Annotated in this window: 15 protein-coding genes, 1 tRNA gene and 1 riboswitch; of the genes, 6 read left to right on the top strand and 10 right to left on the bottom strand. The window is 49.5% G+C overall.

Annotation, left to right across the window (positions count from 1 at the left end):
- Nucleotides 1-88: 88 nt before the first annotated feature.
- Nucleotides 89-538: a cupin domain-containing protein gene (locus tag B5F77_RS03035; RefSeq protein ID WP_087327707.1), complete on the top strand. Its 450-nt coding sequence runs from the start codon at nt 89-91 to the stop codon at nt 536-538.
- 170 nt (nt 539-708) lie between these two features.
- Here B5F77_RS03035 and tsf read toward each other — a convergent pair whose 3' ends face one another.
- The 5 genes from tsf to B5F77_RS03010 all read right to left on the bottom strand — a co-directional run bounded on the left by tsf (nt 709) and on the right by B5F77_RS03010 (nt 4898).
- Nucleotides 709-1536 carry a translation elongation factor Ts gene (tsf, locus tag B5F77_RS03030; protein WP_087327461.1) on the bottom strand — a complete coding sequence of 276 codons (828 nt, stop codon included), beginning with the start codon at nt 1534-1536 and terminating at the stop codon, nt 709-711.
- Between the two features lie 34 nt (nt 1537-1570).
- Nucleotides 1571-2416 (bottom strand): 30S ribosomal protein S2, encoded by an 846-nt coding sequence (gene rpsB, locus B5F77_RS03025; RefSeq protein WP_087327458.1) that lies wholly within the window; start codon nt 2414-2416, stop codon nt 1571-1573.
- A 144-nt stretch (nt 2417-2560) separates the two neighbouring features.
- Entirely contained in the window at nt 2561-2947 is a 387-nt protein-coding gene (gene rpsI / locus B5F77_RS03020; protein WP_087327455.1) for a 30S ribosomal protein S9, read from the bottom strand.
- 5 nt (nt 2948-2952) lie between these two features.
- Entirely contained in the window at nt 2953-3408 is a 456-nt protein-coding gene (rplM, locus tag B5F77_RS03015) for a 50S ribosomal protein L13 (protein WP_087327453.1), read from the bottom strand.
- Between the two features lie 572 nt (nt 3409-3980).
- Complete coding sequence (locus tag B5F77_RS03010) at nt 3981-4898, bottom strand: hypothetical protein (RefSeq protein WP_087327451.1); 918 nt, start codon at nt 4896-4898, stop codon at nt 3981-3983.
- Nucleotides 4899-5089: 191 nt separating this feature from the next.
- Between B5F77_RS03010 and B5F77_RS03005 the strand changes: the two genes are divergently transcribed.
- Nucleotides 5090-6166, top strand: coding sequence for a zinc-binding dehydrogenase (locus B5F77_RS03005; protein ID WP_087327448.1), 1077 nt, complete (start codon nt 5090-5092; stop codon nt 6164-6166).
- On the top strand, nt 6163-7458 hold the full coding sequence (locus tag B5F77_RS03000; protein WP_087327446.1) for a DUF5690 family protein: 1296 nt from the start codon (nt 6163-6165) through the stop codon (nt 7456-7458). Before B5F77_RS03005 ends, B5F77_RS03000 begins: the two co-directional genes overlap by 4 nt.
- A 396-nt stretch (nt 7459-7854) precedes the next feature.
- On the opposite strand, the gene B5F77_RS02995 is transcribed toward B5F77_RS03000, so the two are convergent.
- Genes B5F77_RS02995 through accC form a run of 3 tightly spaced genes read right to left on the bottom strand, consistent with a single transcriptional unit; the run spans nt 7855 to nt 11417 of the window.
- Entirely contained in the window at nt 7855-9387 is a 1533-nt protein-coding gene (locus tag B5F77_RS02995) for an acyl-CoA carboxylase subunit beta (protein ID WP_087327444.1), read from the bottom strand.
- A 4-nt stretch (nt 9388-9391) separates the two neighbouring features.
- Nucleotides 9392-9904: an acetyl-CoA carboxylase biotin carboxyl carrier protein subunit gene (locus B5F77_RS02990; protein WP_087327441.1), complete on the bottom strand. Its 513-nt coding sequence runs from the start codon at nt 9902-9904 to the stop codon at nt 9392-9394.
- A 1-nt stretch (nt 9905) separates the two neighbouring features.
- Nucleotides 9906-11417 (bottom strand): acetyl-CoA carboxylase biotin carboxylase subunit, encoded by a 1512-nt coding sequence (gene accC, locus B5F77_RS02985; protein WP_087327437.1) that lies wholly within the window; start codon nt 11415-11417, stop codon nt 9906-9908.
- A 50-nt stretch (nt 11418-11467) separates the two neighbouring features.
- Nucleotides 11468-11670: riboswitch (cobalamin riboswitch) on the bottom strand.
- A gap of 108 nt (nt 11671-11778) precedes the next feature.
- Here accC and B5F77_RS02980 point away from each other — a divergent pair.
- The 3 genes from B5F77_RS02980 to B5F77_RS02975 all read left to right on the top strand — a co-directional run bounded on the left by B5F77_RS02980 (nt 11779) and on the right by B5F77_RS02975 (nt 14935).
- A complete protein-coding gene (locus tag B5F77_RS02980; RefSeq protein WP_162607943.1) occupies nt 11779-13875 on the top strand; it encodes a right-handed parallel beta-helix repeat-containing protein in 2097 nt (698 codons plus the stop codon).
- Between the two features lie 207 nt (nt 13876-14082).
- Entirely contained in the window at nt 14083-14442 is a 360-nt protein-coding gene (locus tag B5F77_RS15525; RefSeq protein ID WP_140392800.1) for a hypothetical protein, read from the top strand.
- Nucleotides 14443-14861: 419 nt separating this feature from the next.
- Nucleotides 14862-14935 (top strand) — tRNA-Ile (locus tag B5F77_RS02975).
- A 90-nt stretch (nt 14936-15025) separates the two neighbouring features.
- Here the strand turns inward: B5F77_RS02975 and B5F77_RS02970 are convergent.
- Both B5F77_RS02970 and nhaC read right to left on the bottom strand, forming a co-directional pair.
- Nucleotides 15026-16204, bottom strand: coding sequence for a dicarboxylate/amino acid:cation symporter (locus B5F77_RS02970; RefSeq protein ID WP_087327432.1), 1179 nt, complete (start codon nt 16202-16204; stop codon nt 15026-15028).
- Nucleotides 16185-17651, bottom strand: coding sequence for a Na+/H+ antiporter NhaC (nhaC, locus tag B5F77_RS02965; RefSeq protein WP_087327429.1), 1467 nt, complete (start codon nt 17649-17651; stop codon nt 16185-16187). The genes B5F77_RS02970 and nhaC overlap by 20 nt, the downstream gene beginning before the upstream one ends.
- Nucleotides 17652-17657 lie beyond the last annotated feature (6 nt).

The following is a 17657-nucleotide window of genomic DNA, read 5'->3' as shown; positions in this document are numbered from 1 at the left end:
TTTAAGTGCCTTATTGCAAGGGAAAAAGTCTTGCTCTACCTTTGTCCTGTCATTAGAAATGAAGTCAAACTATTTAAAGGAAAATCGTATGAAAAGTATGGAAAAGATTGCGGCATCGGAGAATTTTACGGCCGCTAACGTAGGCAAAATGAACGAACTGAGTGATTATGTATTGGAATTAGGTCCGGAAGTAAAGATTCCAGGTAAGGTATTTGGGGGGACGACGGTAGGAGCGACGGGAAGCGACTTCTCTTTCCAATCGTTTGCGCCAGGTACAGAGACGGGATTCCTGCATACTCACAAGAATCATGAAGAGCTTTATTTCTTCTTAAGCGGGCAGGGTGAATTCCAAGTAGATGGAAAAGTGTTCCCGATTCAGGAGGGAAGCGTAGTACGCGTAGCACCAGCTGGGAAACGTTCGGTACGCAATAACGGAAAAGAACCGTTGGTGATGCTTTGCGTTCAGTATAAAGCGAATACATTTACTGCTGAAGATGCCACTGATGGTAATATCCTAAGTGAACCAGTCGTTTGGTAAAAAAAACGTTTGTTAAGAGAAAATTTAAACAGAGAAGGCCTGGAAGTTGGATAAAGAATACCAACTCCCAGGCCTTTGTTTATATATTTCCTTTCAATATAAAGAAAAAAATAGGAAGAAAACAGGATTGTTTTCCTCCTATTTAATAAGTCTATTATGAACAAAACTGTTTAGTCAGCGTTCAAAGTAAAGCGCTTGAATGCATTTACAGTCAGATCTTTATTCGCAGAGTGCAAATATTGTTCGATATTGATTTTTGCATCTTTGATAAATTCCTGCTGCAATAAAGTATTCTCTTTGAAATACTTCTGCAAAGCACCTTGTGCGATACGGTCTAACAAGTTTTCCGGTTTGCCAGCTTCGCGTGCTTTGTCTTTTGCAATCTCCAGCTCTTGATCCAATATATGCTGCGGAACCTCTTCAGCACGTACAGCAACCGGATTCATAGCAGCTACTTGCATAGCCACGTCGCGAGCCATTTGGTGTTCAACCTCAGCTTGATTGAAAGCTACTACAGTAGCAAGCTTGTTTCCCGGATGAATATAAGAAATGGTAGAAGCGCCATTTACGAATTCATACGTACCCAATTCCATTTTTTCGCCTGTGATACCTGAGCGATCTGTAATATGCTCTTGAACCGAACGTCCGTCGGCCAACGGAGCTGCCAACAGTTCTTCTTTCGAAGCCGGCTTTTTGTCCATCGCCAAGTTCAAAATATCTTTCGTCAAAGCTACGAAATCTGCATTCTTAGCAACGAAGTCTGTTTCGCATTTTACTGCTACGACTGCTGCAAACTCGCCTTGGTCAGCTGCCAATACACAACCTTCAGACGCTTCACGATCCGAACGTTTAGCAGCGACTGCTTGACCTTTCTTGCGAATGATTTCCATCGCCTTGTCGTAATCGTTGTTTGCTTCTTCCAAAGCCTTCTTGCAATCCATCATTCCGGCACCGCTCATTTTACGCAAGTGCTGGATATCAGCCATTGTAACTGCCATAATCTTTAATCCTTATAATTTGGTATTATCGTAATTACTCTTCGTCTTTTGCGTACTTAGCCGAGATATTCGCATTCATTGCGTCGCTATCTTCTTTCTTGGCGCGCTGATCTTTTTTAGCTGCTTTAGCACGGCGTTCGCGCTTCGGAGCGTTTTCACCTTCGCCTGCTGCTTCTGCATCTACCTTTTCAGCTTTACGTTCTTGCAATCCTTCGTTCATAGCTTCGCACATAGCACCTACGATTACTTCTACAGACTTCGTAGCATCATCGTTGGCCGGGATAACGTAGTCGATATTAGTCGGATCTGAGTTTGTATCAACCATACCGAATACCGGAATACCCAAACGGTTTGCTTCACGTACGGCAATATGTTCTTTCAACACGTCAACTACAAACAAAGCAGACGGCAGACGCGTCAAATCAGCAATAGAACCTAATGTCTTTTCCAACTTGGCACGTTGACGAGTGATTTGCAATTTCTCGCGCTTCGATAAATTATCAAATGTACCATCCTTCGTCATCTTGTCGATTGTAGCCATCTTCTTAACGGCTTTACGAATAGTCGGGAAGTTTGTCAACATACCCCCCGGCCAGCGTTCGATGACGTAAGGCATACCTACAGCGGCAGCTTTCTCAGCTATCACTTGTTTAGCTTGTTTCTTGGTAGCAACGAAAAGTACCTTCTTACCTTGCTTAGCCAGGTTTTTCAATACTTCTGCTGCTTCATCTACTTTAGCAACTGTTTTATAAAGGTCAATGATATGAATACCATTGCGCTCCATGAAGATATAAGGAGCCATTGCAGGATTCCACTTTCTCTTTAAGTGTCCGAAGTGAACACCTGCTTCCAATAACTGATCAAAATTTACTCTTGACATGGTTTCTTTTCTTAAATCGTTTACATTCTTTTTTGTTTGACACAACCTTCAGGTAGTCGCCCTATACCTATTATATATAAGATGAATCCTGCCGGTTTAGATACTAAACGCTTTGTTTTTGCAAGAAATCCCTTACAAATCACATTAACGTTTACTGAACTGGAATCTCTTGCGAGCTTTTGGACGACCCGGTTTCTTACGTTCAACCGCACGCGGATCACGCGTAATGAATCCTTCGGCACGGAGTGTAGCCTTGTCTTCTGGATTAATCTTTACTAACGCGCGGGCGATACCCAGACGAGCTGCCTCGGCTTGGCCTTTGAAACCGCCACCATCCAAATTGATCTTTACATCATATTGTTCTGCTACATTCAACTTGTTCAACGGTTGCTTTACAACGAACTGCAGAATTGAAGAAGGAAAGTAAGTTGCCAGATCGCGATTGTTGATTGTAATCTTACCTGAACCTTCGCTAACGTATACACGCGCTACAGCGGCTTTACGTCTTCCTATTGCGTTTACTACTTCCATTGTTATTATTTATAAGAATTTATATCAATTGACTTAGGCTGCTGTGCCTGATGCTTGTGTTCCGTACCTGCATATACATACAAGTTGCCTAACAATTTTGCACCCAGACGATTCTTTGGTAACATACCCTTTACTACTTTCCGATACAGGTAGCTCGGGCCTTTCTTCAGCAAATCAGCCGGTGTATATTCCCGCTGTCCGCCCGGATATCCGGTGTATCTTACATAAACTCGGCCGTTCCATTTGTTTCCCGTCAGAACGACTTTCTCTGCATTGATGATAATGACGTTGTCGCCACAATCTACATGCGGAGTGAAATTGGGTTTGTACTTACCGCGCAAAAGCTTCGCTACCTTCGCGCAAAGGCGGCCCAAAGATTGACCCTCAGCGTCAACGATGACCCATTCTTTGTTTACAGTTGCTTTGTTCGCAGAAATGGTCTTAAAACTTAAAGTATCCACTGCTTAATGTTTTTAATTAATTAATAAATCCAATAAATGCTCCTCTTGCTTTGCTTTGGCCGGACACTGACGCGCGGCAAAGCGCAAAGAACTAAACTTTAGTTAATTTGATAATAATCGGCGTGCAAAGGTACGGATAATATTTGAATTACAAAATATCTGCCCCATTTTCTTCTGTATTTTTCTCACGGCTCTTTCTTTTGTCCGTATCCATATCAGAGGGGGTAGCCTAATGGGGATTTTTAAACACAGAGACGCGGAGATACAGAGAATTTATTTTCAGAACCCATAAAATAAAAAGCTCTGTGTTTGTTTCCCCGCCCTCCTGCAGGACGAAGGCGGAAAGGTTCCTGACTTCGGGCAGGAATCTCCTATGAGTAGGGACCTCATCTGCTCTTAAGTTGGGGTTTCATACCTGTACTGGTAATGGGTAGTTACCTGTACTGGTATATAGTGGATACCTGTACTGGTAATGGATAGATACCAGTACTGGTATTTAAGTATAAATCTTAAGGTAGAGGAGTTACAAAATTAGGGAAATGGAGGGGAAAGGTCTAGGGAATAGCGGATTATCACCCTCTGCGTTTGTCCAGTTCAAGCCACTCCTGCTCCAGCTGCAAGTCGCGGAGGTCGAGCTTCGGGGAGGGCAATGTACACATCTTCAGCGAATCCGAGTCTCCACATGTATAGTTGTAGAGCAGCAACTCCTCTTCCGTAAAGTCTTCCTTCATAACGAGGCGCGCCTCCATCTTCTCGAACTCTTCCCACGAATAACGTTCGGATTTGCGTACGAACACAATGCGTCGCGCGATGGGATTTTTGTTATAATCCAATACCAGGTAAAGCCCTTTCAAAAGCTTGATTTCTTCTAAGAAAGGGAGCTGGAGATAGACGGTCACGAGTGACATGTTCGGCTCGCGGAAGGCATTGAACAGGAGGTAAAGTATCTGTTGCTCTTTGATGATGCCGATGCCCTCGCGGATAGAATTATGCACGCTCTTGCGCCCCACGACGAAGCTCTGTTTGTCGGGCGAGACGGTTAGGTAGAAAGGCTCCACCTTCAGGGCGCGTACCGACGAGGAGCAGCTATACGACATATACAGCCCCTCGAACGCCTCCGCTTTTCGCACCGATGCGGCACACTCCTCTTCCAACGAACGTAAGAAAGGATGCTTTCCTCCTTTGGTCTCCGTATAATCATAGTTCTTCAAGTACTCATACATGATGTCCAATCTTCCCAACAAACGTTTCTTGGATAGGTTGTTAATATAGGAAAGCGATTCGCCCAGCGCCTCTTCGAACGTCATTGTTTGGGATAACTTCTTGAACGTGGGCAAGACCGTTGTATAAAGTCCCGATAATACGCTGGGCGACAGGTCGAGGTGTTCGGCCATATCTTTCATCTTCACTCCGTTCCCTTTCAATTCCTTCAGCAATTCATATATTTCAATAAGCTTCTCTTGTTCGTTCATGCTACGTTCCTCAGTCATTTATTTTACGTTTACGCTGCAAAATTCTGGATACAAGATGTGCTTAGAATTACAATCTTATTGCAATTGTGCTACATTCACACGAATTAATAATATGAATGGGTTACGCTCCGAATGAATCATGCAAATTCATTCTTTCATCGCCCGACTTTCCGGAATTTTGTCTCCGAAATAAAAACGGAAAATAAGACATGAAGAGCAAAATTGTCATCTTTAGAGAAGCAAATCAGCCATTAGAAATCGTGAGCTGGCCCATACCGGCACTGACCGAGGGACAAATCCTTGTCCGGAATGAATATACCACCCTATGTCGAAGTGATTTAAGTACCTATGGCGGGAAACGGAAGGAGAAGTCGCCCACCATCTTGGGGCATGAAATCGTGGGGCGAATCGCAGCTTTCGGACCGGAGGCTCCCCAGAGCGATTGCGAAGGGAACCCGCTCTGCATAGGAGACCGTATCACCTGGGCCATCTACGCTTCCGACCCAACTGGCGAAATGGCTCAACGAGGCATTCCCCAGAAAGCTCCCGACTTGTTCAAATACGGACACGAGCAACTTACGCCGGAGAATTCATTGCACGGGGGATTGGCGGAATATACCCTCTTGCGTAAACACACGCCGATATTGAAGTTGCGCGAAGAGGTCCCTTTGCAAGTGACGGCCATTATTAATTGTGCGGTATCGACTGTGGCCGGTTCGCTTCGCTTGGCTGGAGAGTTGAAGGGGAAGCGAGTGGGGATTTGGGGCGCGGGCATGTTGGGCGTTATCGCTTGTGCCATGTGTCATAACCAAGGAGCCCAGGAAATCCTCGCACTCGACATCCAAGACGAACGCCTCTCGGTAGCGCAACGGTTCGGGGCCACTCGTCTGGTGAACACGACGAAGGAACAGCTCACCGACAACCAACTGGATGTTACAATCGACTTTAGCGGTCATATCCAATGTATGAAAGATTCGATAGAGGCTCTCGCCATCGGGGGCACGGCTGTCTGGATTGGAGGCGTCTGCCCGCAAGCTCCTGTTCCTATCGACTCCGAGCAATTTATTCGCAAGCTACTGACGTTGAAAGGATTGCACAACTATAACTTGGAGGATTTCCGGACAGCCGTCACCTTCATCCAAGAGAATTACCAACGTTATCCGATAGCCGACCTGATTTACGACGGTTTCGATTTGGAGCATGCGGAAGAGGCGTTCCAGTATGCGCTCCGTGCGAATCCTTACCGGGTAGGCATTCATATCAACCCTGAAGAGAACTGCTTATGAACGCACCTATATCCAAGACAAACGGGACGCTCTTTAACCTGCTCTGCATCGCGGCGGCTTTGTTGACCTATATGAGCATGTATGCTTTCCGCAAGCCACTTTCCGCCGCCATGTTCGAGGGGCTGACCTATTGGGGACTTGATTTCAAGATTATAGCCATCATCAGCCAGGTGATAGGTTATACCTGCTCCAAGTTCTTAGGGATTAAGATTGTATCGGGGATGCAACCCAAGGAACGCATTGCCTATATCTTGGGGTTGGTGGGGATTGCATGGGTAGCGCTGTTGCTGTTTGCCCTCGTCCCGCCTCCTTACAACGTCGTATGTTTGGTGGTCAATGGGCTTCCGTTGGGCATGATATTCGGTATTGTCATCTCCTTCCTCGAGGGGCGGAGGAACACGGAATTACTGAGTGCAGGGCTGTGCATCAGTTTCATTACCGCGTCGGGCATCACCAAGGCGGTGGGCAAGTTCCTGATTGTCCACCTCGGCGTGTCCGACTTCTGGATGCCATTTCTTGTCGGGTTGATATTCCTGCCGGTCCTCTTGTTGGGGGTCTGGCTTTTAGGCAAAATACCGCCCCCTTCGGAGGAGGATAAGCAGCTCCGGAGCGAACGTGCCCCGATGACAGCCCACGAACGTGCCCGTTTCTTCCACTCCTTTAGTTGGGGAATCATCTTCTCCACCCTGATTTACGCCACCCTAACCGTCTATCGGGACTTGCGGGATAATTTCGCCGTAGAGCTTTGGGCGCAATTGGGCTATGAGGACAACGCCGGCATCCTGGCCGTTTCAGAGATATGCATTGCCATCTTGGTATTGAGCATCATTGCCAGCATGATTCGCGTCATCAACAACCGCATAGCCTTTTATAGCAACATCATTATCTTTTTCTTTGGCGGCCTTGTCCTCTTCGGGTCCACGTGGCTTTTCTCCGAGGGAGCCTTGGCGCCTGTCTTGTGGATGGTCTTCTCCGGTTTCGGGCTTTACCTGTGTTATGCCTGCTTCCATACGATGTTCTTCGAGCGTTGGATAGCCCTTTTCCGTTACCGGAGCAACATCAGCTTCCTGATTTGCATCTCCGATTCGTTCGGCTATTTAGGCAGTGTCGGCGTCCTCCTCTACAAGAACTTCTTCACCAGGGAATTGGACTGGCTTTCGTTCATTACCCATGCCGCTTATATTGCCGGGGGCGTCATCGTGCTCTTCTCTCTCTTCCTCTACCTTTATTTCCAATATAAAGAAAGAAAAGAGGGACTTATAGTGAAGCGTAAAGCGCTGAGCTTTAGTTGACGGACCCGTTTGCAAAGGAGCCCGTCCCCCGTTTCCCAAAGAGGCGGGGCAGAAACTCCCTGAGAAGACGACCGCTCTTTCCCTTATCTCCGGAGAGACGATATCCTAGAATGAGTACCTAATACCTGTACTGGTATGTAGGTGTAACCAGTACTGGTATGCTATCCTTACCTGTACTGGTTAGGGGTGCATACCAGTACAGGTATCTATGGCTCCTATATGGGGATGAGTATCTATATCTCTCAGGAATAGGTCCTAAGAACTCGAGGGAATCGTCTGGGTAGAAACGAGGAGGAAAAGGGATAAAAAAAGAGGCCCGACAGCGGGGCACATGTGGGTGTGCCCTCTCGTCAGACCTCTACTAAATAGGGTAAAAAATATCTTTTTGGGAACGCCTTAGAGCGGCATGTTGCCATGCTTCTTAGGCGGATTGCTCTGGCTCTTGTTCTGGCACATCTCGAGTGCCTGAATCAGTTTGTAGCGTGTATCACGAGGCATGATGACTTCGTCAATCAACCCTCGTTCGGCTGCGCGATAGGGGTTGGAGAAGGTCTTTTCATATTCCTCGGCAATGGATTGCTTCTCTTCCGGAGTCGATTTGCGGTACAGGATATTGACTGCGCCGGCAGCTCCCATGACGGCAATCTCAGCTTGCGGATAAGCCAGGTTGATGTCTGCACCGGTCGGCTTGCTCGACATCACGATGTAAGCGCCCCCGTACGCTTTGCGGGTGATGAGCGTAATCTTCGGAACGGTCGCCTCGGCATACGCGTAGACCACCTTAGCCCCGTGGCGGATGATACCGTTATGCTCTTGCAGGCTTCCAGGCAAGAAACCCGGTACATCTTCAAACGTAATCAACGGGATGTTGAAGCAATCGCAGAAACGGATGAAGCGAGCCGTCTTGTCGGAAGCGTCGATATCCAACACGCCAGCCAGGTGTGCCGGCTGATTTGCCACGATGCCCACCGAACGACCGTTCAACCGTCCGAACCCAATCACTACGTTCTTGGCGAAATGTGGCATGATTTCGAAGAAATATTGGTCGTCCAAGACCGGCTCGATGATGTCTTTGATGTCGTAAGGAAGAGAGGGCTCTTCAGGGATGATCGTTTGGAGCGACTCCTCTTGGCGGGCTGGGTCGTCGGTCGTGGCCTTGAGGGGCGCATCTTCCATATTGTTTGAGGGAAGGAAACTAAGCAACTCGCGGATGGTCATAAGCGTTTCCTCTTCGTTGTCGCACATGAAATGCGTGACGCCGCTCTTCGAACTGTGCGTATAGGCACCGCCCAATTCCTCTTTACCGATCTCCTCGTTCGTCACGGTCTTGACCACATCCGGTCCGGTAATGAACATGTGGCTTTGTTCCTTTACCATAAAGATAAAGTCCGTAAGGGCAGGCGAATAGCACGCTCCGCCCGCGCAAGGTCCTAAGATGGCGGAAATCTGCGGAATCACGCCCGACGAAATCGTATTCTGGTAGAAAATCGAAGCATAGCCGGCCAAACCGGTAATGCCCTCTTGGATACGCGCGCCACCCGAATCGTTCAGGGCAATGACGGGCGCCCCGTTCTTCAAGGCCAATTGCTGCACCTTGACGATCTTCTGCGCATTGGTTTCACTCAGCGAGCCGCCGAACGCCGTAAAGTCGTAAGCATAGACAAAGACCAGGCGGCCGTCGATCTTCCCATAGCCGCTCACGATGCCGTCGCCCACGATGCGCTTCTTCTCCATGCCAAAGTCATGGCAACGGTGGGTCACCAGTTTATCCAATTCATTGAACGTGCCCTTGTCGAGCAGCATGTCGATGCGTTCGCGTGCGGTCATGCGGCCTTGCTCGTGGAGCTTCTCGATTTTATCCACACCGCCGCCCTGCTGGGCTTCTTTGTTGATTTCTTCCAGCTTTTCGTATATTTCTTCTCGTTTCATTGCTTCATCCTTGTATAATGTCCAACATAATCAATACTTGGTTTGCTTTGACGGTATCGCCTTCGTTTACCAAGATTTCCTTTACTACACAATCGCTCGAGACTTTGTAATTACTTTGCATCTTCATGGCCTCGAGCACGATGGCCGTATCGCCGGCCGCGAGGCGGTCGCCTACCTGCACGGGTATCTTGACCACCTTTCCGGGCATCGGAGCTACCAACTTATCGTCTTGCTTCTCTTCGCTGCCCCGCTTCATGCGCAGGTATTTGGCTTGCGTGTCCACAATATCCACTACATACGAACGATTCAGAATGTTGATGTCGTATTTCTTGCCACCTTCATTTCGGATAAATTCCACATTGAAGGAATTGCCCTCGTGCAATACGGAACAATTTCCATTTTCAGCCATCACAATATCCACGTCGTAGGGTGTACCGTCGATGGATAGTTGCACCTTGTTGCCTTCTTTGCTAATCAATTCCACGTCTGCGACGCGGTCTCCTATATGTATTTCCATATCAAATTCTTAATACTCCTTTCTGTAAACCAAATTCACGCCAACGGCTAATCGGCCGCGTATCCATTTGCGGGGTATTCGTGTTCTCTTCCAAGTTCATGAGGTAATCGATATAAGCCGTAATCATGGCTACATTTTCCAATTCCTCGTTGCTTCCTGTGGCCCGCAAAAGGGTTTTGGTATTCTTCTCTATAAATAAGGTATTATATTCACCACGGACGAAATCCGGGTTGTGCATGATACGCTTCAGGTAATTCAAGTTCGTCTTCAACCCTGTAATTTTATATTCGTAAAGCACGCGGCGCATCCGTTCGATGGCATATTGGCGGGTAGTTGCCCATACGATAAGCTTGCCTATCATCGGGTCGTAATAAATAGGGATTTCATAACCTTCATAGACATAACTGTCAATGCGCACTCCGATACCGTTGGGTTCCATCAGTTGCTTGATGATGCCGGGCGAAGGGATAAAGTTATTCTCTGTATCTTCCGCGCAAATACGGCATTCGATGGCATGGCCTCGTTGGTGAATGTCCTCTTGCTTGAGATGGAGGACTTCATCATTGGCCACGCGGATTTGCTCTTTCACCAAATCGACGCCCACCACCTCTTCTGTTACCGGATGCTCTACTTGCAGCCGGGTGTTCATTTCCAAGAAATAAAAATGGCGATGTTTGTCTACGAGGAATTCAATGGTCCCGGCTCCTGAATAGTTTACTGCCTGGGCTGCCCGCACGGCGCAACGACCCATCTCTTCGCGCAATTCCGGTGTAAGGAAAGGAGAGGGGCTTTCTTCCACAATCTTCTGATGCCGACGTTGGATAGAGCATTCGCGGTCGAACAGATGAATCGCATGACCATGATTATCGCCCAAAATTTGGAACTCAATGTGATGAGGCTCTTCTACGAATTTTTCCAAATACACCGTATTGTCTCCAAACGAAGAAAGGGATTCGGAGCGGGCCATGTTGTAGGCTTCTTCTACTTCTCCTTCGTGGTGTATCAATCGCATGCCTTTTCCACCGCCTCCCATCGAGGCTTTGAGCATCACGGGATATCCTATCCGGTTACACAGTTGGATGGCCTCCTCCACGCTTTGCAAAGGTTCTTCTGTACCGGGCACAATGGGTACGCCGGCCTTTTCCATACATTTGCGGGCTTCAATCTTATCCCCCATCATCTCGATGGTTTCCGGCCGCGGTCCGATAAAGATAATGCCTTCTTCTTGGCAACGGCGGGCAAACGTGGCATTCTCAGACAAGAAACCATACCCTGGGTGAATGGCGTCTGCGCGCGATGCCTTAGCGACTTCAATGATTTTCTCGATGTTTAGATAGCTATTGGTAGCTATCGCTGGACCAATCAAATAGGCTTCATCGGCATACATCACATGGCGCGACGTGCGATCGGCTTCGCTAAACACGGCCACCGTGCGGATTCCCATCTCGCGACAAGAACGCATGATGCGTACCGCAATTTCGCCTCTGTTGGCGATCAATACTTTCCTTATCATGTCTTATACATTATGTGTTATACCATTTTCCTATCCCACGAGTGAAAATAGTCGTATGTCATTTATATGGCAGGTCTTCTGACTGACTCCTCGTCTTGAACCCTTCCCAATACGCAACGTATCAGTGGTATAAAGTATATATCAAGACGTAAACGGAGCTTCACAGCAGCGGGACTGTCCGGGACTTTCACCCGATTCCCTTTTAATCCAAGCAGATGGATATCTGCTTAAAACCAAATGCGCCGCAAAGGTACTTGTTTTTGGGAGAATATCAAAATATTTGAAAAAAATTCGGATTCTTGTTGATAAATGAATAACTTCGCCGTCCAGATGACAAGAAAACGGATAAATGTATAGTATTATGTATAGAACGTATTTAATAATAGGCTTGTCTGCCTGCTTGAGTTTGAACTTGTATGCGGGCAATCAAGTGATTTCAATCGCGCCGGAAGGTGTGATGGCAGGAGAGGAGAACGTATGTCATTCGTTGCAAGAGGCTTTTGATAGGATTTCGTCGTTGGAGGAAATGGATACGGTACATCTTCGTGTACTTCCGGGGGATTATTGGATGGAGCAGACGTTGGTAATCGATCAACCCTTGCCGGCGCCGGTAGTTGTCTCGGGTGAAGGGGCAGAGAAACCTCGCTTCTTGGCCGGGGTGCGTGTCGAAGGCTGGGAACCTTGGCAAAAAGGAGTTTGGCGGGCATTCATTCCGGAAGTCCAGCAATATGGGTTCGCTTTCGACCAGTTTTATGTCAATGGCGAACGGGCGCAGTTGGCTCGTACTCCTAATGAAGGTTGGGGATGGGTGACTTCCTCGTCCGAGCAGGCTTTCCAATCCGGGGAACGCGCTCCGGAATTTGCCGTGCAACGCATCTCGTTTTCTCCGCAAGAACTTGCCCCGTTTGCCGGTCTTTCTCCTGAACAGATGAAACAGACCCGTTTCCGCTTTTTCCATAAATGGGATATCACGCAGAAATATTGTGATTACATGGCGACAGATTCCGATTATGTTTATTTCAATGGCTCCGGTATGAAACCGTGGAATCCCATCGGAGAGGGGGCACGCTATATTATCTATAACCAGCTGGATTTGTTGGATGAACCGGGGGAATGGTATTTGGATCGCCAGCAGGGGTATATCTATTATTATCCCCAAGCCGGGGAAGATCTCCGTACGGCCGAGTGCGTGGCGCCGACGCTCCGCCATCAAATCCTGCTGCAAGGTAAAGCCGGACAACCTATCCGGAATATTACTTTCGAGAATTTAGCTTTTGAATATGCTTCGTTTACGCTTCGTCCAGGCGAAGGGGAGGCGGCGCAAGCAGCGGCTCCTATCGATGCGGCCATCCAGGCGGACTTTGCCGAGGATATTCATTTCCGTAATTGCGAAATAGCGCATACGGGCGGTTATGCCATTTGGTTTCGCAAGGAATGTCATCGGAATCGGTTTGAAAAGAATTACCTGCACGATTTAGGTGCCGGAGGGATTAAGTTGGGCGATACGGAACGGACCGATATGGCGCGGCCTGTCAGTTCGCATAATGTCATTGATAACAACATCATCACCAGCGCGGGATATGAATTCCCCAGCGCAGTGGGCGTGGTGCTTTTCCTGACTTCTGATAATGCCGTAACCCACAACGAGATTTCCAACATCCGGTATTCGGGTGTTTCCGTGGGATGGGTCTGGGGATACAATCCGCAGCAACCGCCTGTGGGTGGAAAGCCTTTCGTGAACCCGGCCGTGCGCAACCGGATTGAATATAACCATATCCACCACATCGGATGGGGCGAACTCTCCGATATGGGCGCGGTCTACACCTTGGGCGAATCTCCCGGCACGCGCGTTTCCCATAATGTGATTCATGATGTCTATTCGTATGATTACGGGGGCTGGGGATTGTACACGGACGAAGGTTCGTCGGACATTGAGATGAGTTATAACTTGGTGTATCGTTGCAAGAGCGGCGGTTTCCATCAGCATTACGGACGGAACAACCGCATCGAGAACAATATCCTGGCCTTCTCGACCACCAACCTCCTCCAGTGCACGCGCAAAGAGGCGCATCGTTCGTTCTCTTTCCAGCATAATGTGCTGTTGACGAATGGCGAACCGCTCTTTGCCCGCGAATGGGCGAATGCCGATATCGCAGCCGATTACAATCTCTATTGGGATATATCCGGGAAGGAGATGGATTTCGGCGGCTCCGATTTCTCGGCTTGGAAGAAGGGGCACGAGCCACACTCCATCCAGCGAGACCCGCTGTTCACCAATCCGTTGCAAGACGACTTCACCTTCCGTTCGCCGAAGGCCGTAAAGCGTATCGGTTTCCAAATCTTCGACTATCGGGAAGCGGGCGTCTATGGCGACAAGGCTTGGCGCGAAAAGGCGCAGCTCCCGAAAGAGATAGAAGACGCGTTCGTGGAGCAAGTGGCCCGGAATATGAAAAAATGACAAGGGGATAATTCCCCGTTCGTAGGGGCGGAATGCTTCCACCTTTCTGCGTTCCAACGGTTATTTATGGAAAACAATGGGGCACAAAAAAGGGCGGGCAAAAAAATAGGGCGGATTCAATCCACACGTGTCCACTAAAAAAATTAAGATTTAATTGTGTGTCATTTTGATAGTTTTCCTCTCCATTCTCTTCGAAAAGCATCATCAATGGAAGTTTTTCGAAGAGCGAGAGGCTTAAAATTAGCTCTTCCTACTTGTCACGCGACAACGCACCAGAGCCGCCAGCTCTTCCTACTTGTCACGCGACAACGCACCGGAGCTGCCAGCTCTTCCTACTTGTCATGCGACAACACGCCGGAGCTGCCGGCTCTTCCTACTTGTCATGCGACAACGCACCAGAGCCGCCGGCTCTTCCGGTTTGTCACGCGACAACACGCTGGAGCTGCCGGCTCTTCCTGCTTGTCACGCGACAACACGCTGGAGCCGCCGGCTCTTTCTATTTGTCACGTGGATACGCCTTACCTTATATATAGGTTACGGGCGCGGGAGACCTCGCAAGAGGTCTAACCATGCTTAACCGCTGTGTGGCGCGAAGCGGCACCTGCGGTCAAAGTCCGCGCTATGGTCTCGACCTCGGAGGGGTCGAACCATACCCTGTTTGCTCCTTGTTCGACCCCGTTGGGGTCGGGATAGAGGGGACATCGGCTACCGCAGGTAACGCTGACGCGTCACCCGCGGTTAAGCATGATTCGACGGTTTCACCGTCCGATTCGTGTTTTCAATGGAGATAAATGCAAAATTCTTTTCTTTTATGGTGATTTTAAGATCCCTGCCAAGTTTGTGAAACTGCGGCAGGGATTTTGTTTTCTGCCGTACTTCAAGTTTGGGAAACCGGCATTCCGGTCGCTGTTTGTCGAAAAAAACAATTTTTTAGCGCCAAAACTTGCACATATCGAAAAAACATCGTACTTTCGCACCCGATTTCAGGTCCTATAGCTCAGTTGGTCAGAGCACCTGACTCATAATCAGGGAGTCCTTGGTTCAAGCCCAAGTGGGACCACTTTAATAAAAGCAACACCCTACTTTCTTGTAGGGTATAGAGCCACTTACAAGTGACTTTTCTTTTTTATACTTAATGGAAGTAGCAGAACTACAACTTCCTTTCCATCTTCTCCGCAATTTTATCCACCCAAATAGCGATGGCGCCGTCGCCCGTGACGTTGCAAGCTGTGCCGAAACTATCCATGGCGATATAGAGGGCTATCATCAAGGCTTGCAGGGTTTCGCCAAAGCCCAACATGCTTTGCAATATGCCTAAAGCGGCCATAATGGCGCCGCCCGGCACGCCCGGAGCTGCTACCATCGTGATGCCCAGCATAAAGATGAAGCCGGTGAACTGGAGGAGTGTCGGCGGTTCGCCGGTCATGAACAGGATGGCCATCGAGCAGGCCACAATCTTCATGGTACTCCCAGCCAAATGGATGGTAGCGCAGAGCGGGATGGTAAAGATGGCAATGTTTTGCCGCACGCCGTTTTGGATGGTTTGCGCCAATGTCACCGGAATCGTCGCGGCCGAGGATTGCGTCCCCAAAGCCGTGGCATACGCCGGGAGCATGGTTCGGAGCAAGCGCAACGGATTCTTCCGGCTCACGATGCCTGCCACGCTAAATTGAATCAGGAGCAACAACACGTGCAAGACGAAGATAACGAGAATCACCTTCAAGAACATCGCAATGACGGTAAATACCTGTCCGCTCACGGTCATATTCAAAAAGATGCCGAAGATATGGATGGGCAATAAGGGAATAATCACGGCCTCAATCAAGCGGATAATGATGTCTTTGAAATCCGCAAACCCCTCCTTTAACGTATGGCCTTGGATATGGGACAGCCCCATGCCCAAGATGAACGAAAGCAACAGGGCGCCCATCACGTCCATCAGGGGCGGCATGTCGATGGTGAAGTAAGGAGCCAACGAGCTGTTCTCCAGTCCTTCTACCGTTTGCAAACCGGTGTGGGGCGACAGGAGGAATGGGAAGAGGGCATCGCACGAGAGGAACGTGAAGAATCCGGAAAAGAGCGTCGAGCCGTATGCCAGCAACGTTGTAATCGCCAGGAGCTTCCCTGCGCCTTTGCCCAGCTCGCCGATGGCGGGGGCTACCAATCCCACGATGATAAGCGGTATCGAGAAGGAGAGGAAATTGGCAAAGAGGGAATTGAAAGTCACAAACAGGCGGGTGAAGCCTTCCGGCACGAATTGCCCGCAGGCAACTCCCGCCAGGATGGCTATCACGACCTTCCCTAATAAACTAACTTGGATTTTCTTCATGATGTTGTTTGATTTTGTAGCCCAATATCGCCATAAAGATACTCATCAACGGGCTAATCAGGTTAAAGAAGCAATAGGGGAGATAGACGAGCGTCGGGACGCTGAGGATGGTGGCCTGCGTCATACCGCACGTATTCCAAGGGACCAGTACCGAGGTCACCGTCACAGCGTCTTCCGTGGTGCGGCTCAGGAGCCGGCTCTCGTATCCATTCTTCCGGTAGATTTCTTTAAACATGTTTCCTGTCAGGATGATGGAGATGTATTGGTCTGCCGTACATATATTCAGGGTAATGCCGGAGAAGACGGTGGAGGCTACCATGCCTACGCGCCGCTTCATGAAGCGGATGAAGACGGACGTGAGCGTCCCCAACATGCCGCTGGCCGTCATCGCGCCGCCAAAGCACATGGCGCAGATGATGAGCCAGATGGTATCCATCATGCCTGCCATGCCGCGGGTGGCGACGAGCGAGTTGAGGGCTTCGTTGCCCGTCTCGATTTGCGTGCTGCCGTAGAAGGTCATGAACAGGCCCTTGAACATCGCCCGGGCGTTCGCGACGTCCATCCCGGCTATCTCGCGGAGCAGTTCGGGCTGGAAGATAATCGCGCAGATACCGGCCAAGAGTGCCGATGTGAAGAGCGTGATAATGGGTGATACCCGCTTCGCAATCAAGATGCCCGTCGCGACGGGGACAATCATTAGCCACAGGTTGATGTCGAACGCACCCTTCAGGGATTCGGCAAAGGCCATCATCTGGGCCGTGTCGGCTCCTTCGTGCAGGAATCCGGCGACGGTGAAGATGAGGAGCGTGAGCAGCATCGACGGGACGGTGGTGTACATCATGTAGCGGATGTGTTCGAAGAGGGGCGTTCCGGTCGTCGACGAAGCCAGGACGGTCGTGTCTGAGAGGGGCGATATCTTGTCGCCGAAATAGGCTCCGGAGATGATGGCACCGGCCGTCCACCCCATGTCGAACCCTTGCGCGTTGCCAATACCCATCAGCGCGATGCCGATGGTGGCGATGGTGGTCCACGAACTGCCGGTCATCACCGAGATGATGGCGCAAATCACGCACGTCGACGCCAGAAAGAAGGTGGGGCTCAGGATTTGCATCCCATAATATATCAGCGTAGGCACCACGCCGCTTATCATCCAGCTCCCCGATAGCGCACCGATGAGCAGCAGGATGAGCAACGCCGTCGCCACGCCCAGGATGTTCGTGCAGATGGCCTCTTCTATCTTTTTCCATTTCACGCGGCAGAAGAGCATGGCCAGCGCCGAACAGCAGGCCGTAGTGGTAATCAGCACCACCTGGCTCCCGCCTGCGAGGGCATCGCTCCCGAATGTCTGTATCGTAAAGAAAAGCAGCACCACCATCACGACGATGGGGACCAGCGAAAGCGCGAGCGAGGGGCGGCGCGCCGTGTCTGTTGTTTCGATATGTTCCATGCCTTT

Origin of the sequence: Parabacteroides sp. An277 (genome assembly GCF_002159645.1) — a bacterium.
Taxonomy (GTDB): domain Bacteria; phylum Bacteroidota; class Bacteroidia; order Bacteroidales; family Tannerellaceae; genus Parabacteroides.
The sequence above is the reverse complement of the archived record's forward strand: the minus strand, read 5'-3'. Positions and strand labels throughout refer to the sequence as shown.